Annotated in this window: 18 protein-coding genes and 1 pseudogene; 7 read left to right on the top strand and 12 right to left on the bottom strand. The window is 73.5% G+C overall.

The genetic code is table 11. The features are described 5' to 3' along the window. Positions 1-98 precede the first annotated feature (98 nt). From AQJ11_RS04360 to AQJ11_RS04350, 3 genes are all read right to left on the bottom strand, one after another. The gene (locus AQJ11_RS04360) at positions 99-1,337 is read right to left on the bottom strand and encodes an SAV2148 family HEPN domain-containing protein (protein WP_014675717.1); all 1,239 of its coding nucleotides are present in this window, start codon (positions 1,335-1,337) and stop codon (positions 99-101) included. Positions 1,338-1,453: 116 nt separating this feature from the next. Further along, positions 1,454-2,800, bottom strand: coding sequence for a copper amine oxidase (locus AQJ11_RS04355; RefSeq protein ID WP_059261941.1), 1,347 nt, complete (start codon positions 2,798-2,800; stop codon positions 1,454-1,456). Positions 2,801-2,854: 54 nt separating this feature from the next. Continuing rightward, positions 2,855-3,667 (bottom strand): hypothetical protein, encoded by an 813-nt coding sequence (locus tag AQJ11_RS04350; RefSeq protein WP_059261940.1) that lies wholly within the window; start codon positions 3,665-3,667, stop codon positions 2,855-2,857. A gap of 199 nt (positions 3,668-3,866) precedes the next feature. Here AQJ11_RS04350 and glgX point away from each other — a divergent pair, with 199 nt between their 5' ends. Together glgX and treY are read left to right on the top strand one after the other, a co-directional pair. Further along, complete coding sequence (gene glgX, locus AQJ11_RS04345) at positions 3,867-5,978, top strand: glycogen debranching protein GlgX (RefSeq protein WP_014675713.1); 2,112 nt, start codon at positions 3,867-3,869, stop codon at positions 5,976-5,978. Positions 5,979-6,596: 618 nt separating this feature from the next. Beyond that, on the top strand, positions 6,597-8,966 hold the full coding sequence (gene treY / locus AQJ11_RS04340; protein WP_208616438.1) for a malto-oligosyltrehalose synthase: 2,370 nt from the start codon (positions 6,597-6,599) through the stop codon (positions 8,964-8,966). Between the two features lie 177 nt (positions 8,967-9,143). On the opposite strand, the gene AQJ11_RS04335 is transcribed toward treY, so the two are convergent. After that, the gene (locus AQJ11_RS04335) at positions 9,144-10,070 is read right to left on the bottom strand and encodes a LysR family transcriptional regulator (protein ID WP_059261938.1); all 927 of its coding nucleotides are present in this window, start codon (positions 10,068-10,070) and stop codon (positions 9,144-9,146) included. Positions 10,071-10,170: 100 nt separating this feature from the next. On the opposite strand from AQJ11_RS04335, the gene lpdA reads away from it, so the two are divergent. Next, the gene (gene lpdA / locus AQJ11_RS04330; RefSeq protein ID WP_059261937.1) at positions 10,171-11,616 is read left to right on the top strand and encodes a dihydrolipoyl dehydrogenase; all 1,446 of its coding nucleotides are present in this window, start codon (positions 10,171-10,173) and stop codon (positions 11,614-11,616) included. A gap of 138 nt (positions 11,617-11,754) precedes the next feature. Beyond that, positions 11,755-13,005, top strand: coding sequence for a M14 family zinc carboxypeptidase (locus tag AQJ11_RS04325; protein WP_059261936.1), 1,251 nt, complete (start codon positions 11,755-11,757; stop codon positions 13,003-13,005). Between the two features lie 375 nt (positions 13,006-13,380). Here AQJ11_RS04325 and AQJ11_RS04320 read toward each other — a convergent pair whose 3' ends face one another. Continuing rightward, complete coding sequence (locus AQJ11_RS04320) at positions 13,381-13,794, bottom strand: SSI family serine proteinase inhibitor (RefSeq protein WP_208616437.1); 414 nt, start codon at positions 13,792-13,794, stop codon at positions 13,381-13,383. Between the two features lie 110 nt (positions 13,795-13,904). Next, positions 13,905-14,456 (bottom strand): DUF1707 and FHA domain-containing protein, encoded by a 552-nt coding sequence (locus tag AQJ11_RS04315; protein ID WP_014675706.1) that lies wholly within the window; start codon positions 14,454-14,456, stop codon positions 13,905-13,907. 177 nt (positions 14,457-14,633) lie between these two features. Between AQJ11_RS04315 and treZ the strand changes: the two genes are divergently transcribed. Continuing rightward, entirely contained in the window at positions 14,634-16,379 is a 1,746-nt protein-coding gene (treZ, locus tag AQJ11_RS04310) for a malto-oligosyltrehalose trehalohydrolase (protein WP_059261934.1), read from the top strand. A 42-nt stretch (positions 16,380-16,421) separates the two neighbouring features. Here treZ and AQJ11_RS04305 read toward each other — a convergent pair whose 3' ends face one another. The 5 genes and pseudogenes from AQJ11_RS04305 to cyc2 all read right to left on the bottom strand — a co-directional run bounded on the left by AQJ11_RS04305 (position 16,422) and on the right by cyc2 (position 22,350). After that, a complete protein-coding gene (locus AQJ11_RS04305; RefSeq protein WP_059261933.1) occupies positions 16,422-17,357 on the bottom strand; it encodes a phosphotransferase in 936 nt (311 codons plus the stop codon). Between the two features lie 53 nt (positions 17,358-17,410). Further along, positions 17,411-18,538, bottom strand: coding sequence for an aminopeptidase P family protein (locus tag AQJ11_RS04300; protein ID WP_059261932.1), 1,128 nt, complete (start codon positions 18,536-18,538; stop codon positions 17,411-17,413). Positions 18,539-18,754: 216 nt separating this feature from the next. Next, positions 18,755-19,312, bottom strand: coding sequence for a PDZ domain-containing protein (locus AQJ11_RS04295; RefSeq protein WP_059261931.1), 558 nt, complete (start codon positions 19,310-19,312; stop codon positions 18,755-18,757). 257 nt (positions 19,313-19,569) lie between these two features. Further along, positions 19,570-20,082, bottom strand: a pseudogene (locus AQJ11_RS04290) (multicopper oxidase domain-containing protein); the annotation flags it as partial. Between the two features lie 114 nt (positions 20,083-20,196). Continuing rightward, positions 20,197-22,350: a germacradienol/geosmin synthase Cyc2 gene (cyc2, locus tag AQJ11_RS04285; protein ID WP_059261929.1), complete on the bottom strand. Its 2,154-nt coding sequence runs from the start codon at positions 22,348-22,350 to the stop codon at positions 20,197-20,199. A gap of 152 nt (positions 22,351-22,502) precedes the next feature. Here cyc2 and AQJ11_RS04280 point away from each other — a divergent pair, with 152 nt between their 5' ends. Both AQJ11_RS04280 and AQJ11_RS04275 read left to right on the top strand, forming a co-directional pair. Next, entirely contained in the window at positions 22,503-23,303 is an 801-nt protein-coding gene (locus tag AQJ11_RS04280; protein ID WP_059261928.1) for an alpha/beta fold hydrolase, read from the top strand. After that, complete coding sequence (locus AQJ11_RS04275; RefSeq protein WP_059261927.1) at positions 23,300-24,565, top strand: cytochrome P450; 1,266 nt, start codon at positions 23,300-23,302, stop codon at positions 24,563-24,565. The genes AQJ11_RS04280 and AQJ11_RS04275 overlap by 4 nt, the downstream gene beginning before the upstream one ends. On the opposite strand, the gene AQJ11_RS04270 is transcribed toward AQJ11_RS04275, so the two are convergent. After that, positions 24,542-25,762, bottom strand: coding sequence for a damage-control phosphatase ARMT1 family protein (locus AQJ11_RS04270; RefSeq protein ID WP_059261926.1), 1,221 nt, complete (start codon positions 25,760-25,762; stop codon positions 24,542-24,544). The two genes, AQJ11_RS04275 and AQJ11_RS04270, sit on opposite strands and share 24 nt — an antisense overlap. Between the last annotated feature and the right edge of the window lie 6 nt (positions 25,763-25,768).

Raw genomic sequence — 25,768 nt, 5'->3', positions numbered from 1 at the left:
CCTCCACCATCGCACGCGGCACTGACAATCAGACGACAGCGTTCCGCTTCCCGGCCCCGAACCGGCCCCCGCCCGCCCCGGCACCCGGCCCCGACCGTTCAGGACACCGGGCGCGAATCCGCCCAAGCCAGCTCGAATTCCTCGCGGTATGTCGGGAACAGTCCAACTTCGCCCACGTCGTCCGACTTGACCAACCGGCTGCCGTTGCGCAGCACCAGCACCGGCGACTCCATCCCCCGCGCCCCGCGCAGATAGGACTGCACCACGGCGATGCCGTCGGCGCCGTCGCCGTCCACGAGGTAGGCGGTGAAGCGGGGCGTCTCGTCGTACACCTGGATCTCGAACGCGCCCGGATCGCGCAGCCGGGACCGCACCCGGCGCATGTGCAGGATGTTCATCTCGACCGAACGGCTCAGTTCGCCCCGTTTCATCCCGAGTTCGCGTTCGCGGCGCTTGACCGAGCTGGAGGCCGGGTTGAGGAAGAGCAGCCGCACCCGGCAGCCGCTCTCGGCGAGCCGGACCAGGCGCCGCCCGGAGAAGTTCTGCACCAGCAGGTTGAGGCCGATACCGATGGCGTCGAGCCGGCGGGCGCCGCCGAAGATGTCCTCGGCCGGGAACTGGCGCAGCAGCCGCACCCGGTCGGCGTGGACGGCGACGACGTCGGCGTACCGGTCGCCGACCAGGTCCTCGACCGCGTCGACGGGCAGCCGGCGCGCCGAGGGGACGTCACCGCCGGCGCCGAGCATCTCCAGCAGCCGGGCGGAGGCCCGCTCGGCCTGGCTGAGGACCGCCTCGGACAGGGCCCGGTTGCGGGAGACGACGTTGCGGGTGACCTCCAGCTCGTCCAGGGCGAGTTCGAGGTCGCGGCGCTCGTCGAAGTACGGCTCGAAGCACGGCCAGTGCTGCACCATCAGCTCGCGCAGCTGGGGCAGGGTGAGGAAGCTGAGCACGTTGTCGTCGGCCGGGTCGAGCAAGTAGCCCTTGCGGCGGCTGACTTCGCGGACGGCGACCGCGCGCTGCACCCACTCCTGCCCGGCCGGGCCGGCCGCCGCCACCACCCACTCGTCGCCGTGGACGGGTTCGTAGATGGGCCGCAGCACGGCCGCCACGACCGCGCGCAGCCGCTGTTCGACGAGGTTCAGCCAGATGTAGGCCCGGCCGGCCCGCTGGGCGCGGGTGCGCACCTCGCGCCAGGCGTCGGCGTCCCAGTCCAGCTCCGGACCGATGGAACCCGCGTCCATCGGCCGGGCCAGGGACACCGCGCCGGGCGGGACGTCTGTGGAGTTCCCCTCGTGACCCTCGTCACCAGGAGGCAGCTCCAGCCCTCCCGAGCCCACCCGTGCACCGCCTTCCGCTCCCCCGGGCCTTTCCCGTCTCAACGATCAAGGAAGGGTACTCCGCGAGCGGTCGGCCGTGCAGCCGGACGGACAGGTCGGTTTCGCGACTGCCGTGCTCAACTACGCCATTCCCAGTGCCCGTTCTCCCATGCCAGCTCCTTCGGAGTGAGCGGATTCATAGCCGTGACGTCCCGCGGGGCGATGGAGAAGCCCTGCCAGTGCACCGGCATGGGCTGCTGGTCCTCGTCCCGGGCGATGTGGTGGAAACCGACGTTCACCCAGACCACGGGGTGGGTGAGGGCCTGGCCGCCCACCCATTTGTCGACGGACTTCGGGTGACCGCTCGCGCAGGACGGGTTGTTGCTCGCGAACAGCTCGCACTTGTCGTACTCGGTGACGTACATGTCGTGCTTGGTGAAGCTGCGGCCGGGGTACTTGGTGGTCGGCCCGGGGACCAGCTCGTACGAACGCGCGTGGCCGTCCTTGTTCTTGCCGGTGGCGCTGACCACCCGCCACCAGCGGTAGGTCTTGTAGTCGCCGGCGAGTTCCTTGCCGACCTTGGTGCGGGTGGTCCGGGCGGTCGGGCCCTCCCGCCCGGCGGGGGCGCTGACGGTGGAGTCGTACTGCTCGACCTTCGTCTTCGACGAGCCGTCGAGGCCGAAGTCGAGCCGCCAGAAGACGTTGTGGCTGTGGCTGGTGGCGTAGTCCCGGGCGCCCTTGCCGATGGGCCAGCCGCGTCCGTCCTGGGCGTTGTAGTCGTCGAAGGAGAGGCTGCCGGTCGCGCCGACGTTCATGTTGATCGTGCCGTCGTCCTGGAAGCGCCACTCGGTGATGTACTCGTACCAGCCGACCTGGTTGACCGTGTAGACCAGCAGGTCCTTGCCCTGCTGCTGGTAGGTCTTGCCCGACTGGAAGAGGTCGTGCATCCGGTAGGCGTGGCCGCGCGAACGGGTGGTCGTGCACAGGCCCTTGACGTTCGGGTGGCGCGGGTCGCCGTCCGGGACCTTGACGGTCTTGATGGTGCCGCCGGGGCACTCGCCGGGCGACAGCTCCATCAGCTCCTGCGCGAAGTCCTGGCCCGTCAGGTCGTAGTACTCGTGCTTCCCGTCGTCGTACGGGACGTGGATCTGGCCGAGTCTGGCGCTGTTGAGGACCTTGATCGGCTTGGCCTCGCCCTTGGGCTGGTAGGAGATGTTCTCCAGGACGAGGCCGGCCTTGCTGTCGTAGCGCCAGCACATCCGCCAGGTCGTGCCGGTGGTGAGCTTCTGTTCGATCGTGTAGGCGGTGCTGCAGCCGGGGGCCGCCGCGGCGGGCGCGGTCTGCGGCCGGGCCGCGGCCGGACCGGCGAGCGTCGTCGCGCCGGCGGCCAGCGCGGCCAGGGACACTCCGACGGCCGCGGCCTTGCGGGCGGCGCGGCCTCGGCCTCGCGGCCGGACCACGCCGGGCAGGTGCTTCTCGGGCATGAAGAGGTGACTCCCTTACCGGAGGTACGGGTGTGCAGGTCGGGTGGCGGCCGGTCAGCCGCGGTCGAGGGCGGCGGCCTTGCGGGCGCTCAGGTCGATCACGAGGTCCCTGGTGTCGATCCACGGTCCGTTGCGGACCTTGGAGAACAGCCGCACGCACCGGTGGACGCCGCACTTGTCGAGCACCGCGGGCTGGGCGCCCGGCGAGGCCTCGTAGATCCCGCCGCTCAGCTCCAGTTGGTCCGGCGAGGTGAGTTCCCTGCCGGTGGCGTCCTTGTAGTCCGCCTTGAGGCCCGCGCCCAGCGGGTGGGCGATCAGGATGCGGGCCGCCTCGGCGTTCTCGGCGCGGCTCGGCGGCGGCTGGACGCCGCGCTGGGTGCCGGTCCGCTCGACCTTCCCGGTCTTCAGGTTGACGGTCCTGGTGACGAGTGTGTCGTTCTCGTAGTCGTAGAAGGTCACGTCGGCGCGGCGCGGCGCGTCCGGGTCGTCCGCCTCGGCGGCCTCCGGCTCGGCGAGGTCGACGCTCAGCCGCTGTGGTCCGCGGTCGCCGTCGACGTCCCGGGCCGTGGCCGAGAGCCGTCCCGCGGCGGCGATCTTCTCGACCCGCCCCAACTCGTCGTCGGTGAGCGGGTCACGGCCCGTGCCCTGCTTCTGCTCGGCCGGTGCCCGCTCCACGACACCGGGCGGCGCGGCGTCCGGGTCCTGCCCGGCCTGCCGCGCGGCCCGTGCGCCGCCGCCGGCCCCTCCGGAGTCGTCCGCTCCCGCCGTGCCCGGCAAGGTGACCGCGACCATCGCGGCGGTCCCCGCCGCCGCGAGGGCCGCACCGGTCAGTACTTTGCCCAGATGGCGGTGGACTGTCTCACGCACATTCTCCCCCTACTCCCCCCTGGTCCCCGGGAGTACGCATCTGCCCCGCTGGTTCGGCGCACGGCGGGTACCAGAACCGCCGTGCGCACTGGTCACTGGATAAGAGGGCGGACGAGCCACGGGAGGTTGCCTCACTTTCGGACGATACTCGGGGCCAAGGCGGCCCCCGGCGGACGGCACACCTGGGAGAGTCGTATCCATGCAGGTCTGGCCTGGAGAGGCGTATCCGCTCGGCGCCACCTATGACGGCGCCGGAACCAACTTCGCGGTCTTCACGGAGGCCGCGGACCGAGTAGAGCTGTGTCTGCTGCACGACGACGGCTCGGAGACGGCGGTGGAACTGCGCGAGAGCGACGCGTTCGTGCGGCACGCGTACGTGCCGGGCGTGATGCCGGGACAGCGGTACGGGTTCCGGGTGCACGGCCCGTACGACCCCGGACGCGGACTGCGCTGCAACTCCGCGAAGCTGCTGCTCGACCCGTACGCGAAGGCGATCAGCGGGTCGGTCCGGTGGGGCGAGGAGGTGTACGGCTACCACTTCGGCGCGCCCGAGAGGCGCAACGACCTGGACTCGGCGCCGCACACCATGACCTCGGTGGTGATCAACCCCTACTTCGACTGGGGTGACGACCGCCCGCCGCGCACCGAGTACCACCACACGGTGATCTACGAGGCCCACGTCAAGGGCCTGACCATGCGTCACCCCGGGCTGCCGGAGGAACTGCGCGGCACCTACGCGGCCCTCGCCCACCCGGCGATCATCGAACACCTGACCAAGCTCGGGGTGACCGCGCTCGAACTGATGCCCGTGCACCAGTTCGTGAACGACCACCGGCTGGTCGACATGGGCTTGAACAACTACTGGGGCTACAACACCATCGGCTTCTTCGCCCCGCACAACGCGTACGCCTCCTGGGGCGACCGCGGCCAGCAGGTGCTGGAGTTCAAGTCGGCGGTCCGGGCGCTGCACGAGGCCGGGATCGAGGTCATCCTGGACGTGGTCTACAACCACACCGCCGAGGGCAACCACCTGGGTCCGACGCTGTCCTTCAAGGGCATCGACAACCCGTCGTACTACCGGCTGGCGGAGGACCCGCGCTACTACATGGACACCACGGGCACCGGGAACTCGCTGCTCATGCGGTCCCCGCACGTGCTCCAACTGATCATGGACTCGCTGCGGTACTGGGTCACCGACATGCACGTCGACGGCTTCCGCTTCGACCTCGCGGCGACCCTCGCCCGGCAGTTCCACGAGGTGGACCGGCTGTCGTCGTTCTTCGACCTGGTGCAGCAGGACCCGGTGGTCTCCCAGGTGAAGCTGATCGCCGAGCCGTGGGACGTGGGCGAGGGCGGCTACCAGGTGGGCAACTTCCCGCCGCTGTGGACCGAGTGGAACGGCAAGTACCGGGACACGGTCCGGGACCTGTGGCGGGGCGAGCCGCGCACGCTCGCCGAGTTCGCCTCCCGGCTGACCGGCTCCTCCGACCTCTACCAGGACGACGGCCGCCGCCCGCTCGCGTCCATCAACTTCGTCACCTGCCACGACGGTTTCACGCTGCACGACCTCGTCTCGTACAACGAGAAGCACAACACCGCCAACGGCGAGGACAACCGGGACGGCGAGAGCCACAACCGGTCGTGGAACTGCGGCGCGGAGGGCGAGACCGACGATCCGGAGGTGCTGCGGCTGCGCGCGCGGCAGATGCGGAACTTCATCGCCACGCTCATGCTGTCCCAGGGCGTGCCGATGATCAGCCACGGCGACGAGTTCGCGCGCACCCAGGGCGGCAACAACAACGCCTACTGCCAGGACAACGAGCTGTCCTGGGTGGACTGGCCGGAGTCCCTGGAGAGCGACCTGCTGGAGTTCACGCGCGCGATGGTGTGGCTGCGCCGCGACCATCCCGTCCTGCGCCGGCGCCGCTTCTTCCACGGCCGTCCGGTGGAGGGCACCCACGACGAGCTGTCCGACATCGCCTGGTTCACCCCCGAGGGCGGCGAGATGACGCAACAGGACTGGAACTCGGCGCAGGCGTCCGCGCTGACCGTGTTCCTGAACGGCAACGCCATCTCCGAGCCCGGCCCACGCGGCGAGCGCATCACCGACGACTCCTTCCTGCTGATGTTCAACGCCTCCCCCGAGCCGCTGGACTTCCTGGTGCCGGTCGACCACGGCCGCCAGTGGCAGGTGGTCGTCGACACGGCCCGCCCGGAAGGGGTTCCGCCGGGAGCGGGCGCGAAGGTGGCGGCCGGCGACCGCATCACCTTGCCGGACCGCAGCTTGACGGTGCTGCAACGGCCGGCATAGGGAGCCGGGCCGTACGGTTCGCGTGCGTGCGGGGAGTCGTTCCGCAGGCGCGCGGGGCGTCTCGTACGCGCGCGTGGGGGCCCGTCTCGTACGCGTGTGTAGGGGGCCCGTCTCGTACCCGCGCGAGCGAGGGCCGTCTCCTACGCGCGCGGGTGAAGGCCGTTCTCGTACGCGCGCGTGTCGGTCGCGTGGGACGCACGCGCGCGTGGACGGTCCGGGGGTCTTTCGCGTGGGCGGCCGGTGGCGGCGCCCGGGTGAGTACCTGTTCCCCGGCCCGCGACGGCCCCAGGTGGGCCAGACGGGTGCCGGCCGCCCCGTGGGCGCGTCGCGGGGAGCGCGGCCCTCTGGCCGAGCGCGGGCGCGCCACCGGTCGGCTCTCGTGCGGGCGACGGGCGGCGGCGCCGGCGAAGCGGACGGTCGCCGTCGGCAGCCCGGCCCAGGTGGGACACGCACGGCGGCGGCAGCGGCCTCGTCGCACCGGCCATCCGGCGGTGGGCGCCCCACGGGCCGCGCCGGCCCTGCTTTCCGTCGTCCCCAGCGCCCGGAACCGGACACGCGTGCGTGATCCGGGCAGAGGTCGATGACACGAAAGACGGCGAGCGGGGTACGTAGCTTCCCATGACTTCTGCGCGACCCGGACCGGGGGTGCCCACGGCCACCTACCGGCTACAGCTCCAGCCCGCGTTCCCGTTCGCCGCCGCCGAAACGGCCGTGCCGTACCTGGCGTCGCTCGGCGTCTCGCACCTGCACCTGTCCCCCGTCCTGGAGGCCGTTCCGGGCTCGGCGCACGGTTACGACGTCGTGGACCACACGCGTGTGCGCGCGGAGCTGGGCGGCGAGGAGGGGTTGCGCGCGCTGGCGCGCACGGCGCACGAGCACGGCCTCGGCCTGGTGGTGGACATCGTGCCGAACCACATGGCACTGGCCCCCCGGCACAATCCCGCCCTGTGGGAGGTGCTGCGCGAGGGACCCGACTCGCCCTACGCGCGCTGGTTCGACATCGACTGGGAGGCGCAGGGCGGCCGGGTGCTGCTGCCGGTGCTCGGCGGCCCGGTCGGCTCCGAGTTGGCGCACCTCGTGGTCGACGGTGATGTGCTGCGCTACCACGACCACGCCTTCCCGCTCCGCCCCGGCACCGAGCACCTGCCGCTGCCCGAACTGCTGGACGCCCAGTGGTACCGCCCGGTGTGGTGGCGGCTGGCCCGCACGGAACTGAACTACCGGCGGTTCTTCAGCATCTCGGAGCTGATCGGGGTGCGGGTGGAGGATCCGGAGGTCTTCGACGCCACCCACGGCACGATCCTGCGGCTGCTGGCGGAGGGCGTGTTCGACGGGCTGCGGATCGACCATCCCGACGGGCTCGCCGACCCCGACGGCTACCTCGCGCGGCTGCACGAGGCGACCGGCGGGCGCTGGACGGTCGTGGAGAAGATCCTGGCCGACGGCGAGCACCTGCCGGCCTCCTGGCCCGTCGCGGGCACCACGGGCTACGACGCCCTGCGGCACGTCGACGGCCTGTTCACGGACCGCACCGGGGCGTACGAACTGCTGGGCCGCTACCGGGCCTTCGCGGCCCCGCAGACGGACCGGGGCGGCAACTGGGAGGCCACGGTCCGGCGGGCCGCGTACAAGGTGCTCACGCACGAGCTGGCCACCGAGACGGACCGGCTCACCCGGGTGGCGGCCCGGCTGTGCGCCGCCTCGCCCGACCTCTCGCTGCGCGACCGCGCGCCCTGGGCCCTGCGGACGGCCGTGGAGGAGCTGCTGGTCCGGATGCGGGTCTACCGGCCGTACGCCTCCGGTGACGCGTCCGCCGTGATCACCGAGGGGGCCGCCGAGGAGGCCCGGCTGGCCTTCGTGGTGCCCGAGGAGGCCGAGGCCGTCGGCGTCGTGCGCCGGCTGCTGGTCGAGCCGCCCGGTGACCCGTCGGCGCCGGACCACGCCGACCGGGTGGAGTTCCGCACCCGGTTCGCGCAGACCGCGTCGGCGCTGCGCGCCAAGTCGGTGGAGGACACGGCGTTCTACCGCTACGTGCCGCTGCTGTCGGCGACCGAGGTGGGCGGCGACCCGGGCAGCCCGGAGGTGTCGCCGGAGGAGTTCCACGCGTACTGCGCGCGCGTGCAACGCGATTGGCCGCTCACCGGCACCGTCGTCTCCACGCACGACACCAAGCGCAGCGCGGACGTGCGCGCCGCGCTGGCCGTGCTCACGGAGTGCCCGGACCGCTGGGCGGAACTGCTCGCCGAGGTGACCCTGCCCGAGGAGGGCGTGCCGGACGGACAGCTGGCCTGGGCGGCCTGGCAGACGGTGTTCGGACTGGGGCCGGCCGAGGAGGAACGGGTCCAGCAGGCGCTGCTGAAGCACGTGCGCGAGGCGGGCATGTACACCAGCTGGACGGAACAGGAACCGCCGTACGAGGAGGCGGTGGCGTCCTTCGTCGCCGCCGGGCCGTGCGGGCCGCCCGGCGAGCGCGTGGCGGCGTTCCGGAAGGCGTTGGAGCCGCACGTGCGGGCGAATGTCCTCGGCACCGCGCTGGTCCATCTGACGATGCCGGGGGTGCCGGACGTGTACCAGGGCACGGAGGGCGAGTACCGGGCGCTGGTGGACCCGGACAACCGGCGGCCGGTGGCATTCCCGCCGGAGGCGCCCGGCGAGAAGGACGCGCTGACGGCGGCGGCACTGCGGCTGCGCGCCCGGCGCCCGGACGCCTTCGGCGCGGACGCGTCGTACGAGCCGCTGACGGCCGAGGGCCCGGCGGCCGACCACTGCCTGGCGTTCGCCCGCTCCGGATCGGTGGTCACAGTGGTGACCCGGCTGTCCCTGCGGCTCGCGGAGGCGGGCGGCTGGCGGGACGCCCGTCTCCCGCTCCCGCCGGGCCGCTGGGCGGACGTCCTCGCTCCGGGCCGGGAGTTCACCGGCGAGGCGTCCGTGGCGGAACTCCTGGACCGGCTGCCGGTGGCACTGCTGGAACGGGTGGCGGAGGACTGAGGGCACCGGGGCCGGGGCCGGGCCCCGGGGGGCGCGTGCGGCGTACGGCCGCTCGGCGGGCGGTTGCTCGCCGGATGGCCGGGCGGCAGGCGGGCGTACGACACACGGTTGCCCGGTCGACGGGCGCGCGGCACCCGCACCACAGCCACAGGCCCGACGGTGGCTTCCCGCGCGCCGTCACGCCGCGGGCGGCGCGCAGTCCTCGTGCGGGTCGTGGGGGCCCGGGGAGGGCCAGGCCGCGCGCAGGAGGTCCACGAAGGCCGCGGCGGCGCCCGTGGGCGGCACGCGCGCGTAGACGGTCAGGGAGCGCTTCCAGGGCGGGTCGGGGGTGAGGACCACGCAGTCCTCGCCGACGGCGCCCCGCACGATGTGGGCGGGCGCCGCGCACACCCCGACGCCGGCGGCGGCCATGCGGACGGCCGTCGAGGTGTGCTCGGTCCACACGGCGGTCCGGGGCTGGAACCCGGCACTCGCGCAGGCCCGGTCGAGGAAGCGTTCGCCGTGCACGACGGGTTCCATGGCGCAGCGGATCCAGGCGTGGTCGGCGAGTTCCGGGAGCGTGACCGTCGTACGCCCCGCGAGCCGGTCGTCGAAGGGCACGACGAGGACGACCTCCTCCTCGCCGACCGGCACGACGGTGCCGGGCCGCCCGAACGGCTCCGGGCCGACGGCGAGGTCGGCAGTGCCGCGCTGCACCGCCTCCTCCAGGGCCTCGGCGGTGGCGTACTCGTGCAGGCGCAGCAGGACACGGGGGTGAGCCGCGCGCCAGCGGGCGAAGACGTCGGGCAGGGTGCCGACCGCGATGGAGTGCAGGGCCGCGACATGCAGTTCGCCGCCCTCGGCGCCGACGGTGGCGCGGGCCGCGCGGCGGGCCTGGGCCGCGCTGCGGACGGCGAGTTCGGCGTGCGGCAGGAAGGCACGGCCCATCGGGGTGAGGCGCACGCCCCGGGGCAGGCGCTCCAGCAGGGCGCCGCCGACCGACTTCTCCAGTGCCTTGATCTGGTGCGAGAGCGCGGGCTGGGTGACGTGCAGGGCGTCCGCCGCGCGCGTGAACGACGCCTCCTGGACGACCGTCACGAAGTACTCCATCTGGCGCAGGCTCACGTCCCCGGACCTCTCCCCGTCCTGCCATGAAGATCGTGCATGGAGTCCACAAGAACATTGCCTTGGACTCATGACAAGGGGTGGACGGAGGGTGGATGCCATGACCATCGACACAGGCGTCAATACATCCGACGTGATCGTCATCGGCGGCGGCACCGGCGGCTACAGCACCGCCCTGCGCGCGGCCGGCCTGGGGCTGGACGTCACCCTCGTCGAACGCGACAAGGTCGGCGGCACATGCCTGCACCGGGGTTGCATCCCCAGCAAGGCGATGCTGCACGCCGCCGAGCTGGTCGACGGGATCGCCGAGGCCCGCGAGCGCTGGGGCGTGAAGGCGACCGTGGACTCCGTCGACTGGGGTGCGCTGGTGGCCACGCGCGACGACATCGTGGCGCGCAACCACAAGGGGGTCGAGGCGCATCTCGCGCACGCGGGCGTGCGGGTGGTGCGGGGCAGCGCACGGCTGACCGGGGCGCGCACGGTACGGGTGGAGAGCGCGGGTACGGAGAGTGCGCCGGGCGTGCACGACCTCACCGCGCGCCGTGCGCTGGTCCTCGCGACCGGTTCCCGCCCGCGCACGCTCCCGGGGCTCGATCCGGACGGACGGCGCGTGGTGACGAGCGACGACGCCCTGTTCGCGCCGGGGCTCCCCGCGTCGGTCCTGGTGCTGGGCGGGGGCGCGATCGGGGCGGAGTACGCCTCCTTCCACCGGTCGATGGGCGCCGAGGTCACCCTGGTGGAGGCCGCCGACCGGATCGTGCCGCTGGAGGACGCCGACGTCAGCCGGCATCTGACGCGCGGCCTGAGGAAGCGCGGGATCGATGTGCAGGCGGGCGCGCGGCTGCTGGACGCGGAGCTGCTGGAGAACGGCGTACGCGCGCGTGTGCGCACCGCGCGGGGAGAGACCCGGACGGTGACGGCGGAGCGGCTGCTGGTGGCCGTCGGCCGGGCTCCCGTCACCGAGGGCCTGGGCCTGGAGGCGGCCGGGCTGACGACGGACGAGCGGGGGTTCGTCGTACCGGAGGACTGGGGGCGGCTGGAGACGGCCGTACCGGGCGTCCACGTCGTCGGCGACCTGCTGCCGCCGCCCTCGCTCGGCCTCGCCCACGCCTCGTTCGCGGAAGGCCTGCTGGTGGCCGAGACCGTGGCCGGGCTGGAGTCGCCTGCGGTCGACTACGCGACCGTGCCCCGGGTGACGTACTCCTCGCCGCAGACCGCCTCGGTGGGGCTGAGCGAGGCCGAGGCACGCGCGCGTGGGCACGAGGTCGACGTCGACACGATGCCGCTGACCGCCGTCGCCAAGGGGATGGTGCACGGCCAGGGCGGCATGGTGAAGGTCGTGGCGGAGGCCGGCGGCGGGCAGGTGCTCGGGGTCCACCTCGTCGGCCCGAACGTGTCGGAGATGATCGCCGAGAGCCAGCTGATCGTGGGCTGGGACGCCGAACCCTCGGACGTGGCCCGGCATGTGCACGCGCACCCCACCCTGTCGGAGGCGGTGGGCGAGGTGTTCCTGACGCTCGCGGGACGCGGCCTGCACCAGCAGTGAGCCCGCGGAACACGGGGCCCGGACGGGGGCGGGCCCCCGCGTCCGGGCGCCCCCGGGAGCCTCCCCCGCCGGATGCTTGACAGTTCACCCTTCGCGTGCGGGACTGGGAGGTGCGAAGCCGGGCGGACTAGTCGGGGGGTGAGTCCTCTGCCGGAGCTGCGCTATCCCAGCGTTCCCGAACTGGTCGCCGCCGCTCAGGCGCTGGCGGCTCGGGAACCCGGGCTGTGCGCGCTGCGTCAGGTGGGCGTCTCGCGCGCGGGAAGACCCCTGCACCTGCTGTCGGTGGGACACGCCCGCCGTGCGGTGCTCGTGGTGGCGGGCGCGCACGCCAACGAGCCGACGGGCGGCTCCACCCTGCGGGTGCTCGCCGAAAGGGTGCTGGCGGAACGCGAGTTGCGGGCGGACACCTCCTGGCACTTCCTGCTGTGCGCGGACCCGGACGGCGCGAGTCTGCATGTCACCCCGGCGCCGCGCAGCCTGCTCGACTACCACCTCGGCTTCTACCGGCCGACGGGTGCGGAGCAGCCGGAGTGGTCGCCGTCGGTGCTGCCGCCGGACCGGCTGCCGCCCGAGACACGGACGTTGACCGGGGTCATAGACGAACTGCGCCCGTACCTCCAGGTGACCTTGCACGGCACCGATCTGGGCGGTAGCTGGGTGCAGTTGACCAAGGACGTGCCGGGCCTCGCCGAGCCGTTCGCCAAGTCCGCGGCGGAACTGCACATCCCGGTGGAGACGGGGGCCTCGGACGCGGCGGGCTGGCCCGCCTCCGGTCCCGGTGTGCATGTGATGCCCGGCCCGGAGACGGGCGTGGCCTACCCGAGCCTGCCGGACGACGCCCGGCACAGCACCTGGTACCACGCGCACCGGTACGGCGGTCTGACGGCCGTGGTGGAGGTGCCGATGTGGGCCAGCGACCTGGTGGACGACCCGGCGCCGCACCCGGCACCGGCGGCGGCCATGCGGCGCCTGGCCACGCGGCTGCTGCGGGACTCCCGGGAGGTCGAGCGGATCCTCGCCGAGGCGCAGCCCCGGCTGGAGGGCGTGGACGGGCCGCTGCTGCGGGCCGCGCGGTGGGCCCTGGAGCTGATCCCGGGCCTCGCGGAGGACTGGACCCACACGTCTCCGGCGGGCACGACGATGGCCTACGTCGGCAGTGTCGACGCGTTCGGACGGCGGCTGCCGCTGCGGGCCGCGGCGATGCTGCTGCGGGTGCTGCGGGAGGCGGACGACCGGGCGGCGCCGCGTCTGGAACAGCTCGTCGCCACCTGGTGCGACGCCTTCGCGGAACGGTTCCGGGCCCGCTGGGTGCCGTTGGAGCACCAGGTGGAGCACCAGTCCCGAACGGTCCTGGTGGCGGCACAGCAGGCCCGCGACCAGTCGGCGTGAGCCGGCGCGCGGAGCAGGCGCGCGGAGCAGGCGCGCGGAGCAGGCGCGCGGAGCAGGCGCGCGGAGCAGGCGCGCGGAGCAGGCGCGCGGAGCAGGCGCGCGGAGCAGGCGCGCGGAGCAGGCGCGCGAAACCCGGCGCGCGAAACCCGGCGCACTGATCAGAAGGGGCGCGAGCCGGGCGCCGCCCACGCCGACCCCAGGCCGGCCCACGGCACTCCGCGCACCGCCCACGCCTGCCCCGCCCTGACCCGCGCCCGACCCCAGGCGCCACCCCCGGCACCGCTCACGCCGCCCCGGCACCGCCCACGCCACCCCAGGCGCCGTCTCACGCCACGCGGGCGCGTGGGCCCGCCCCGCCTGCTCGTAGACCGCCCGTCAGCCGTCCAGGGCGAACACGGACCCCGTCCGCGCCCGCATCACACACGCGCTGGTGTACGTGTCCTGGAAGTCGACCGGCCGCCCGTCCCACCGCCCGCGCGCGTGGACCGTCACCGGGGCGAAGATCATCGGACAGAAGACCTGCTTGGCCGGGATGCGGTCGATGGCACCGCCGGCGGCGGTCAGTTCCGCGCAGGCCTCGGACGCGCGCGCGTGCCCCTGGGGCGGCTCGCACAGCAGCAGCGTGCCGCGGGTGTCGCTGGACCGGGCGTCGCCCTTGGTGACCGTGAGGTAGAGCCAGTTGCCCGAGAACCCGTCACGGAAGGCCGCCTGGGCCGGACCCGCGGTGAGGAGGCCGGCCGCGGTCAGCAGGGCGCCGGCCGCCGCTGCCGCTCTGGTGATGTACGTCATGCCCCGTTGCATCGGCACGGCGGCCCGTCTTCCGCAGTGCGGCTCACCCGATCGGTGCCGCACGCGCGCGTGGCTGCGCGCCCGTTCGAACAGGACCGGCCGGGCAGGGCTCAGCTCGCCGCGAGCCGGAACGCCATCCTGCCGAAGGCGACCTGGTCGCCCTCGCGGACGACGACCGCCCCGATCACCCGGCGGCCGTTGACGGTGGTGCCGTTGGTCGAGCCCAGGTCCCTGAGGACCCACAGGCCGCCCTGGTGGCGGAGTTCGGCGTGCACGCGGGAGACGGTGTCGTGGTTCAGCCGCAGCCCGTTCGCGGGATCGCGGCCGATGCGCAGCGGATGGGTGTGCGCCGGGTGCGGCAGCTGTAGCTTGGGCAGCCGCTCGGCCTGCCAGGCCCGCCGCAGTCGTACCGTGAACCCGGAGACGGCCTCCACGGTGCCGAGGACCGCGCGGGAGAAGCGGTTCTCCTGGGGCAGGTCGGCGACGAGGGCGGCGAGTTCGTCGGAGCGGCGCGCGGTGAGCGCCAGTTCCATCCGGCGCACGAACGTGTCGTGCGAGAGCCGGCCCATGGCGACGCCGTCGCGCAGCACCCGCAGCGCCTGGTCGCGCTCCGCGTCGGACAGGCGCGCGGGGTAGGTGGGGAACTCGAAGGACGACGTCACGCTGGTGATTGTCGGGCAGTGAACCCCGGGTGTCCAGAAATCAGGGAATCGGTGCCGATCCCCGGGTACTTCCGCGACACCTCCCGGCAAAGGGCCGATTCGAGAGCGGATTGATCGTCCGGGGCGGCACGATGGAGACGCGGGACATCACGGTGAGCAGACGAAGGGGAACCGTCCGTGCAGTTCGAGGTGTGGGCACCGCAGGCAGACCGAGTGACGCTCCATTGCGAGGGCACCGTGCGCGCGTTGGCGCGTGATCCCGCGCGCGGGGGGTGGTGGACGGGCGAGGCGGAGGCCGGGGACGGCGCCCGGTACGGGTTCGCGCTGGACGACGGACCCGTGCTGCCCGACCCGCGCTCGCGACGCCAGCCGGACGGCCCGGACGGGTTGAGCGCGGTCGTGGACCACGAGCGGTACGCGTGGCGGGCGTCGTGGGCGGGGCGCGGGCTGCCGGGCGCGGTGCTGTACGAGCTGCACGTGGGCACGTACACCCGGGAGGGCACCCTGGACGCCGCCGCCGCACGCCTGGACCACCTGGTGGAACTGGGCGTGACGCATGTGGAGTTGATGCCGCTGTGTCCTTTCCCGGGGCGACACGGCTGGGGCTACGAGGGTGTGTCGCTGTGGGCGGTGCACGAGCCGTACGGCGGTCCCGAGGCACTGAAACGCTTCGTGGACCGGGCGCACGAACTCGGCCTGGGCGTCGTCCTGGACGTCGTGCACAACCACTTGGGGCCTACCGGGAACCATCTGCCGCGGTTCGGGCCGTACTTCACGGACACGCACACCACGCCGTGGGGTTCGGCGGTGAACCTGGACGCGCCCGGCTCGGACGAGGTGCGCGCCTTCCTCGTGGGCAGCGCGCTGGCGTGGCTGCGGGACTACCGGATCGACGGTCTGCGGCTGGACGCGGTGCATACGCTGTACGACACGCGCGCGTGCCACTTCCTGGAGGAGCTGTCGGCGGCGGTCGACGGCCTCGCCGAGGAGGTGGGCAGGCCGCTGTTCCTGATCGCCGAGTCGGACCTGAACAACCCGCGCTTCATCACCCCGCGCGCGGAGAACGGCCTCGGACTGCACGCGCAGTGGAACGACGACTTCCACCACGCCCTGCACACCACGCTGACCGGTGAGTCCCAGGGCTACTACGCCGACTTCGCGCGTGATCCCTTCGCCGCGCTCGCCAAGACGCTCACCGGCGGCTGGTTCCACGACGGCACGTACTCCAGCTTCCGGGGCCGCAGTCACGGCCGGCCGCTGGACCGCGCGCGCGTGGCCGGGCACCGGCTGCTCGGCTACAGCCAGACCCACGACCAGGTCGGCAACCGCGCCCAGGGCGACCGGCTCTCCGCGCACCTCTCCCCCGGTCTGCTGGCCTGTGCGGCCGCGCTGACCCTGACCGCGCCGTTCACGCCGATGCTGTTCATGGGCGAGGAGTGGGCGGCGGGCACGCCCTGGCAGTTCTTCACCGACCACACCGACCCCAAGCTGGCCGAGGCGGTACGGCAGGGCAGGCGCCGGGAGTTCGCCGCGCACGGGTGGGCCGAGGAGGACGTGCCCGACCCGCAGGACCCGGCGACCCGCGAGCGGTCCTGCCTGGACTGGTCGGAGCCGGAACGCGAGCCCCACGCGCGCGTGCTGGCCTGGTACCGGCAGCTGATCGCGCTGCGCCACGCCCAGCCCGACCTCACCGACCCGGACCTCGCCGACACGAAGGTCGCGTACGACGAGGACGCCCGCTGGCTGGCCTTCCGGCGCGGCGACGTACGGGTGGCGGTGAACCTGGGCAAGGAGCCGGCGGCGATCCCGCTGGGCACCGGCCGGGTGGAGGTCCTCGCGGCCTGGGACCCGGTGGGGACGCCGGGCTCGGACGGGCTGCTCCAGGTGCCCGGCGAGTCGTGCGTGGTGCTGACGCAGCCCTGAGCGTGGGGGCCGGCACCGCCCTGAGGGGCCCTGGCGGTGGCGTCAGGGCCCCGGCTCGTCCTCCTGGAGGTCGGTCACCCGCTCCAGCAGGATCGGCTCCCAGGCGCGCCGCAGCTGGGTCCGCAGCAGGGGGAGGGAACCGGTCGTACGGCCTTCCAGGCGGTCGGTGAGGCGGATGACGGTGTCGCAGCGGGCCAGCCACAGGCCGCGCAGACAGGGGCGGGCGCCGTAGCCGGCGAGGGTGGCGGCGCGCACGGCCGGCGGGGAGCCGACGGCGACGGCGAGCCCGGCGATGTCCTCGGCGGGGTCGCCGACGGACGCCGCGGTCCAGTCCAGGATGCCGCGCACCCGTCCGTCGGCGCTGACCAGCACGTGCGCACCGGTCAGCCCGTGGTGGGTGAGGACGGCGGAACCGGGCTGCGCGGTGAGCTGGGCCGCGCCGGGCGGGGTCAGCTGGTGCAGCCGTGCCGCGTCGAACTCGTCGGCGGCGGCGAGCCGTTCGGCCGCGTGCACGGCCATCCGGCGCAGCGCCTCCAGAGAGCGCGGGGCGGTGCGCGGCACGCCGAGCGCCTCGGCCTGCCGGGCCGGCACCGTGCGCAGCCCGCTGAGCAGCCCGGCGAGGTCGGCCTCGCCGACGGCGGAGACGTCGTGCTCGTCGGCCGTGCCGCCGGGCACCCGGGTGTCCAGGGTGTAGGCGAGGCCGGGCGCCCAGTCGCCGTGCGCGACGCTGGTCGGGACGGCGACGGGCACCTGCGGGCGGACCAGCTCGCGCAGGCGCAGTTCGCGGCGGCGGCGGACGGAGGCCTCGCGGTCGGGCGCGAGGCGCAGCACATGGCGGCTGCCGACCCACCAGGTGTGCTCGCGGTCCTCCGTCACGGGCCGCACATCGGGTCCCCCCGTGCCGTCGCCGCCCTCCTTGAGCAGCGAGCGAACCAGTCTGCGGACGGTGTCCGCGGTGGGTGTCGGTGCCTGGGTCATGGGTCGCGCGTCGCCGTTCCGGGTCTCGTCGGGAGTGGGTCTCCTCGGGTCTCTCACTCCACTATGACCATCTCACGGGTGGTGTCGTTGAGGCGCCGGCCGCCGTCGGCGGTGACCGTGACGATGTCCTCGATGCGCACCCCGAAGCGGCCGGGCAGGTAGATGCCGGGCTCCACGGAGAAGCACATGCCGGGCACGAGCGGCTGTTCCTCGCCCTCGATCATGTACGGCGGCTCGTGCGTGGTGACGCCGATGCCGTGGCCGGTGCGGTGGATGAAGTACTCGCCGTACCCGGCGTCCGTGATCACCGCGCGGGCGGCGCGGTCGACCTCCTGGCAGGCCGCTTGCGGGCGCACGGCCTGGAAACCGGCCTCCTGGGCGGCGCGCACCACGTCGTGGACCCGGCGCTCCTCCTCGGTCGGCTCGCCGACGTGGACCGTGCGGGTGGTGTCGGAGCCGTAGCCGTCCTTCAGGCCGCCGAAGTCGAGGACGACCATGTCGCCGGACCGGATGACGCGGTCGCCGACCTCGTGGTGGGGGTTGGCGCCGTTCGGTCCGGAGCCGACGATCGTGAAGTCGACCTGGGAGTGGCCGAAGCGGCGCAGCAGCCCGGCGAGGTCCTGGCCGACGTCGGACTCGCGGCGGCCGGCGAAGGGGACCTTCCGGATCTCCTCGAACGCCAGGTCGGCAGCCGCGCCCGCGGCTGCCAGGAGTTCCAGTTCGGCCGCGTCCTTCACCGCGCGCAGCATGGGCAGGGCGTCGGTGAGGGAGGCGTAGGAGGTGCCGGGCAGGGCCCGCTGGAGGCCCAGCAGGTGCATCGCCCACGTGTTGTCGCTGATGCCGAACCGGCCGCGGTCGTCGAGGAGGCCGGCGGTGACCGCGTAGGGGTCCTTGCCGTCGGTCCAGTCGCGCAGCGTCAGCGCGGCGGCGCCGGCCGCCTGCTCGGCGTCCGGGGCCTCCAGGGTGGGCACGACGAGCACGGGGTCCCGGCCGGGCGCGAGGACCAGCAGGGTCAGCCGCTCCGTGACCGCTGTGGGCGTGTAGCCGGTGAGCCACACCATGTCCGGTCCCGGCGCCACGAGCAGCCCCGCGAGGCCGGCGTCGGCGGCGGAGCGCACGGCGCGCTCCATGCGGGCCCTGTAGTCGGCGGCGGTGAAGGGCGCGGGCGTACTACCGGTCATCCGGGCCTCCGGGGCGGGTGAGGAAACGGGGCGATGGCGTCTCGGGCAGCATCCTGCCCGCCCGCGCGGACCCACGCGAGCCGGTCCCGCGGACCGACGTCCCGCGGTCCGTTCAGGGGGCACTCGGCATGGGTCCATGATGACGTGCGGGACGGACGGTGACCAAGGGGTTTCCCGGCGTGACCGGGACGGCGGCGGTGGCGGGCCCGGACCGGGTCAGATCACCACTGCCGGCGTCACCGTCAACTGCTGGTAGCCGCCGCTCGCGTGGCGCACGGTGAGGAGCACCGCCGTGCCGGGGCGGGCCCGTCCGACGGCTCGGGCGAGGTCGGCGACGGTGTCCACACGGGCCTGGCCCCACTGGAGGACGACGTCCCCGCGGACCAGGCCCGCCGCGTAACCGGGGCCGGGCACGTGCACGCCCACCACGAGGGCGCCCGCCTTCTCCGCGTCGACGGCCTCCACGCCCAGGGCCGGTCCGGGCGGGGCGGGGACGGGCGCCGACGGGGGCGTGGCCCTGGCCGAGGGCGCCGGCGGCGGGGCCTGGCGTCGCGGCTCGGCGAGGCTGCTCATGCCGATCACCGTGGCGCCGACCGTGCCGATGCCGACGCCGGAGAGCACCAGCGCGGTGCCGGCGCACAGGCCGCACAGCAGGGTCCGCAGCCGCCGTCCGCGCCGGGGCACGGCGTGCGGGCGGTGGGCGGGGTCCGGGGTGTCGTCCGCCCGCCGGTCCTGACCGGGCATCGGCTTGGGACGCAACGCAGTCTGTTCCATGGTTCGCTCGCCTCCGGGTGGTGCTCTACCCGGGGCGGCGGACCGCGACGAGACACGAAAGGGTGAGAATGCCCGGAGGGTGACGCTGGGTAGTCATAGCCGTCGCGTTCAGCGCACCCTTGCGGCCCGCCCTCTCAGCCCGTGTGGCCCTCGCCGTGGCCGCCGTGCGCCCCGCCGTGGTCGAACTTCAGGGCCTCGGGCGGCATGACGACGAAGGGCCGCATCATGCCCATGTCCTCGTGCTCCAGCAGGTGGCAGTACTCCGAGAGCTGGGCGTCGCCGTGGCCGACGGCGTTGTCCGCCCAGCCGTCGTTGCCGCCGCCGGTCTGCGCGCCGTGCAGATGGGTCACCGACCAGGCGGGCAGGGCGGCGACGTCCTTGTTCGGCTCGACGCCCTCGCGGCCGGGCTCGGTGGTGGCCTGCGGGCGGCCGTCCGTGCGCAGCGGCACCTCCACCGAGGTGACCGGGTACTCGCTGTCCTTGGGGATGCGGTTGGTCCAGGCGATGCGGACGCGCTGTCCCCGGCGCACCTCGATGGTCGGGCCCGGCACGTGTCCGTCGTAGCCCCACATCAGGGTCGGCGGCAGTTGCGGGTGCAGGCGCACCCAGGTCGGGCGCAGAGCGATCTCGGTCTCGCGCAGGACGTCGTCCGCGGCGGGCCGCAGGACCGGCGGGACGGTCAACGGCGCCATGTACGGCGTCAGTTCGCGGGCCGCCGGTGCCTGCTCGCCCGTGGTCCGTCCGGTGAGCCTCTCGATGGTCTCGGTCAAGGTAGAACACCCCCGTGTGTTCTGGCTCTGTTGTTCCCCTTACTCCACAAGACTCCCCAAGGCTCACCGAAGTTCCCTGAATGCCCGATTCCGTACGCGGAGATTCGGCGACCGTCAGCCGAGCGACAGGGCGGGCGCGCGGTCGGGCAGGAAGCCGTGGGCACGGCGGCCGAGCCACGCGGCCTTGTACCGGTCGACCTCCCGGTGCCAGTTGAGGATGCCGGCCAGCCAGTTCCGCAGGTCCTGCACATAGGCGTCCATGAGCGTGCGGGCCTCGGCCGACAGTTCGAAGTCGTCGTACAGCACCGGCAGTTCGTGGGCGATCACATGCTCGAACTGCTGCATGCGCTGGGTCATCAGGTCGTGGACGACGCCGAGCGCGGCCGGATAGTCCACGCCGAAGAAGTTCTGCACCACCAGGACCGAGTTGTGGATCTCGCCCTCGTACTCGATCTCCTTCTGGTAGGAGAAGACGTCGTTGAGGAGACAGGCGTAGTCGATGGCGGCGTTCTCCAGGGAGCGCACCGGACCGCTGGCGTAGACCTCGGCGGGGATCGCCGGGCCGTTGCCCATCCGGCACAGGCTCAGGGTGAGGTCCGAGCCGAAGGTGGAGCGCCGCATCTCCAGGTAGTCGACCGGGTCGGGGACGCGGTTCTGCATCTGGTTGGAGAGCTCCCAGACCCAGCTCTCGGTCATCTTGTCCACGGCCGTCTTGAGGGTGCGCCGCTGGTCGGCGGTCATCTCGGCCGTGGTGCGCGTCCACAGGTCGATCAGCCCGCGTTCCATGGCGTCGGCGGGAACGACCGTCGGCGCGCCCTCCACCGCCATGCACCGCGACAGCCGGGCCGTGGTCAGCCGGGCGGCGGCGAGGTCCCGGCGGTGGCCGTACACCAGGGGGTAGTAGTCGTCGCCGTAGGTGCCCCAGGCGAGCCACTGCGCGCTGAGGTCGAGGGCCTCCGGGGTGGCGTCCGGGTCCAGGCCGGCGGAGCACAGCGCGAGGTCGTAGGCGGCGAGCTTGTCCTCGTCCCAGACGCCCTCCTGGAGGACGCCCATCCGGTGGCACCAGTCGACGAGGTTGCCGCGGGCCCGGTCCAGGTGGGGGCTGAGCTGGAGCTCGAAGGGCATGTAGAGGTCGGGGATGCGGGACGGGCCGACCTTCTGGTACGGCACGTGGGAGTAGGCGCGCAGCCGGTCCTGTGCGGCGGAGGCGAGCAGCGCGCCGACGTCGGCGGCGGAGGTCCCGGGGCCGCTGGGGAGCTGCCAGGGCGAGCTGGGGCGCGCGCCCTTGTTCATGTAGCGGCTGGAGCGCATGTGCCACTCGTGGCCGCCGGACTGCCAGTCCTGGAGCCCCTTGGTGTAGGCGGCGACCGCGGCGACCTCGGCGGGCGTGAGGCCCTTCTCCAGGGCGACGGCGGGGACTTCGGTGAACGCGGTGTGCTCGAACTGGTGCAGCCGTGAGGTGAGGACGTCGTTGACGGTGTCGGCGGCCTCCTGGGTGGTGCAGCCGAAGAACTTCTCCAGGACCAGCACGCCGTTGCTGTTCTCGCCCTCGTCCTCGACCTCGCGCTGGTAGGAGAACAGGTCGTTGCGCAGGTGGACGGCGTCGGAGAAGGTCTCCATGAGGACGCGCAGCGGCCGGGTGCCGGCGACGGCGGCGGGCACCTCCGCGGTCGCATACTCCACGAGCCCCGCCGACCAGGGGGCGCCGCCGACCTTGCGGCGCATCTCGATGTACTCGACGGGGTTGGCGACGCGCCCCTCGTCGATGTTGGACAGCTCCCACATCGACTCGTTGAGCAGGTGCTCGGTGGCGGTCGAGAAGCGGCGGCGCCAGTCCACGGACATCGACGGCACCGTCCGCGCCCACAGGTCCTTCAGCCCGGCCTCCACCGGGTTCTCCGGCTCCGGCACGGTGGTGGCGGGGTCGAGCGGCATGAACAGCGGCAGGCGGTCCAGGTGGGCCTTCCCGGCGGCCCGGTCCGGGGTGCGCTTGTACATGTCCAGGAAGTGGTCGTCGAAGAAGAACACCCACACGTACCAGTCGGTGATCAGGGAGAGAGCGGGTCCGTCGCAGTCGGGATGGGTGTAGGCGCACAGGAGGCCGTAGTCGTGCGCCTCCAGGTCGGCCTGTTCCCAGATCCCGGAGCCCTCCAGCATGCCCATGTCGCGTGCCCACCGGGTCGAGTGGGCCCGGGCCTCGTCCAGGTGCGGGTTGAGCCGCGCGGGATACGGCATGTAGAAGCGCGGGAGTTCGAACGGCTGCGTCATGGCCGGGCCCTACCCGCGACCCCGGACGCCCATCCAGCCGGCGGCACATGATCACACCATCGCGTGAACCGCTCGCGAAACCGGGAACCCCGGTGGGCGGTTGTGGCGTTGGGTGCCTTGCCGTGTCCGCGCGCGGGGGCCACGGTAGGCGCATGACCTCCTTCGTGCTGCCCCATGAGGTGCACGGCGACGGCGCCCACAAGGTGTTCGCCGTGCACGGCTGGTTCGCCGACCGGTCCGCCTACGCGGCCGTCCTGCCGGACCTGGACCGCGCGTCCTTCAGCTACGCGCTGGTGGACCTGCGGGGGTACGGCGAGGCCCGGCACGCCACGGGCTCGTACACGACGGCCGAGGCGGCCGTGGACCTGGTGGAGCTGGCGGACCGGCTCGGCTGGGACCGGTTCTCGGTGGTCGGGCACTCGATGGGGGGCGCGGTGGCGCAGCGGCTGCTCGCCGTCGCCCCGCACCGCCTGCGCCGGATCGCCGGCGTCTCCCCCGTGCCCGCCTCCGGAATGCCGCTGGCCGGCGAGCAGGCGGCGCTGTTCACGGACGCGGCGCACCGGGCGGAGAACCGGCGCGCGATCATCGACTTCACCACCGGGGGCCGCCGGCCCGCCGCCTGGCTGGACCGGATGGTCGCCCGCTCGCTGGAGCGCAGCGACCCGAAGGCGTTCCGGGCCTGGCTGGAGTCGTGGGCGGGCGAGGACTTCACCGCCGACGTCGTGGGCAGCGAGGTACCGGCGCTGGCCGTGGCCGGCGCGCTGGATCCGGCGCTGTCCCCGGAGGTCATGCGGCAGACCTGGCTGTCCTGGTACCCCCGCGCGGAGCTGACCGTGCTGCCGGGCGCCGGTCACTACGCGATGGACGAGGCCCCGCTGGACCTGGTCCGCGCCGTCGAGGACTTCCTGCGGGCCGACGACGCGGGTGGCGCCCGGGCGGGCGGGGCGGCGTGAGCGTGCGGGAGGTGCCACCGGTCCCGGACGTCTTCGATCCGCGCCGGTACGCCGCCGGGGTGCCCCACGACGACTACCGCGTGCTGCGCGACCACCATCCGGTCGCCTGGCAGGAGGAACCGGAGGTGCTGGGCTGGCCGGCCGGGCCCGGGTTCTGGGCGGTGACCCGGCACGCGGATGTCGTGCGCGTGCTGAAGGACGCGGAGACGTACTCGTCGTACGCCGGCGCGACCCAGATCCGCGACCCGGACCCCGAGGACCTGCCGTTCATCCGGCGGATGATGCTCAACCAGGACCCGCCGGGGCACGGGCGGCTGCGGCGGCTGGTGAGCCGCGCCTTCACGCCGGGGCGCGTGGACCGGTTCGCGGCGGTAGCGCGGGAGCGGGCGCGCACGCTGCTCGCGGGCGCCCTGGAGGCGGCGCGGGCGGGGGACGGCACGGTGGACCTGGTGTCCGCCGTCACCGACGAGTACGCCCTGCTGAACCTGGCGGATCTGCTGGGCGTCCCGGAGAGCGACCGGCGGCTGCTGCTGCGCTGGACGCAGCGGGTGATCGGCTACCAGGACCCGGACGAGGCCGGTCCGCCGGTGCTGGACGGGGCGGGCAGACCGGTGAATCCGCGGTCACCGGCGATGCTGGCGGACATGTTCGCCTACGCCGGACAGCTGGCCGCGTACAAGAGGCGGTACCCCGCGGACGACATCATGACGACACTCGCCCACGACGCCGAACTCGCGGAAGCCGAGCTGGAGATGTTCTTCTTCCTGCTCACCGTGGCGGGCAACGACACCGTGCGCGCCGCGGCCCCGGGCGGGCTGCTGGCGCTGGCGGAGCACCCGGAGGCGTACGAGCCGCTGCGCGCCGGGAAGGCGGCCGTGCCGTCCGCCGTCGACGAGCTGCTGCGCTGGCATCCGCCCGTGCTGACCTTCCGCCGGACGGCCGTGCGGGACACCGAGCTGGCGGGCCGCCCGATCCGGGCGGGCGACAAGGTCGTGGTGTTCCACGCCTCGGCCAACCGCGACGAGCGCGTCTTCGCCGCTCCCGACCGGCTCGATCTCACCCGCGCCCCCAATCCGCACGTCTCCTTCGGGGACGGCCCGCACGTGTGCCTCGGCGCTCACTTCGCCCGGCTGCAACTGCGGCTGCTGCACGAGGAGGTACTGCGCGTCCTGCCCGGACCGCCGCGTCTCGCCGGGCCGACCGGGCGGCTGGTGTCCAACTTCATCAACGGCATCAAGTCACTGCCGCTGCACGTGACCTGACGGGTCCTTCCCGTCGCCCTTCGGGTCGGTCTGGATCAGCGCGTGCGTACCGCTGGTCCGCCAGCTCTGTCCCTCGGCCGCCACCAGTTCGGCCTCGGTCGTCGCGGACAGGCCGGTGATCACATCGGACTTGAGGGTGCGCAGGGCGGCGACCGGGCCGGGGAAGTACGCGGTCGTCTCCCGGAAGGGCGTGGTGGGCGGCCAGAGCCGGTCGCCCACCAGGCGGCGGTAGTTGAGGTCGCCCTTGACGATGGTCAGCGTGGCCGCGGCGAACTCGGCGCGCAGGTCGTCCGGCATCGCCGCGTACGGCAGCGGGGCGCAGGAGAAGGGGTGGGCGCGCACGGTGAGCCGGCCGTCGGCCATGGCCGACCACAGCAGGCGCCCGTACTCGGCGGCCGTCCCGCGGGCCGCGCGCAGCCGGTGCAGCGCGTCGACCACGTCGGCGGTGGTGGCGTCGGAGACGTAGTACGGGTACGGCTTGACGTGCAGCACCGCTCGGGCGGTCCGGCCCTCGGCGAGGAGATGGGCGATCAGCAGGAGGTCGGGGACGAGTTCGCGGCCCGCGTTGTCCGCGACGAGCACGAGCGTGCCGGTTCCGGCGGGCGGGAGCAGCGACCACAGGGTCTCGCTGTCGTCGGCGACCAGCGCGGGGGCGGGTTCGCGGGCCGGGGCGCCCGCGGCGGAGAGCCGGAAGCCGAGGTCGGCGCGGTTGCCCCAGAGCGAGCCGTGCAGCAGGGCGCGCGCCCGCTCGTCCGTGGGCAGGTCCCGCAGGCCGTCCAGGGCGGCCAGTTCCTCGTCGGTCTCCGGGGCGTCGAGCTCGGCGCGCTTGAAGGGACGGAAGGGGTCGATGCCCTGCCAGGCGCCCGGCCCGAACCAGCCGACGGCGTCGAGCAGCCGGCGGTAGAAGTAGCTCTCGGCCCACAGCCAGGGCACGTCGAACCAGGACCGGCCGGCGTACTCGGCGAGGCCCCAGTCCTGCCACCGGTCCCGGTCCGGGGCGTCGGCGGGCAGCGGTTCGACGGTCCCCTCGGTGCAGCTCTTCAGCAGCTCGTCCAGCGCCGTGTGCTGCCCGGGGCCGTACGGGAAGGCGTCCCGTACCTGCCGGATGATCGCGGGGTGCCGTTCGGCCAGCACGCTGTGCGGGAACGAACCAGGTTCGTTGCCGAAGATCACGGGTGCGAAGGGGATGTCGGGCATGTCCGT

This window comes from Streptomyces corchorusii, from assembly GCF_001514055.1.
GTDB lineage: Bacteria > Actinomycetota > Actinomycetes > Streptomycetales > Streptomycetaceae > Streptomyces > Streptomyces olivaceoviridis.
The sequence above is the reverse complement of the archived record's forward strand: the minus strand, read 5'-3'. Positions and strand labels throughout refer to the sequence as shown.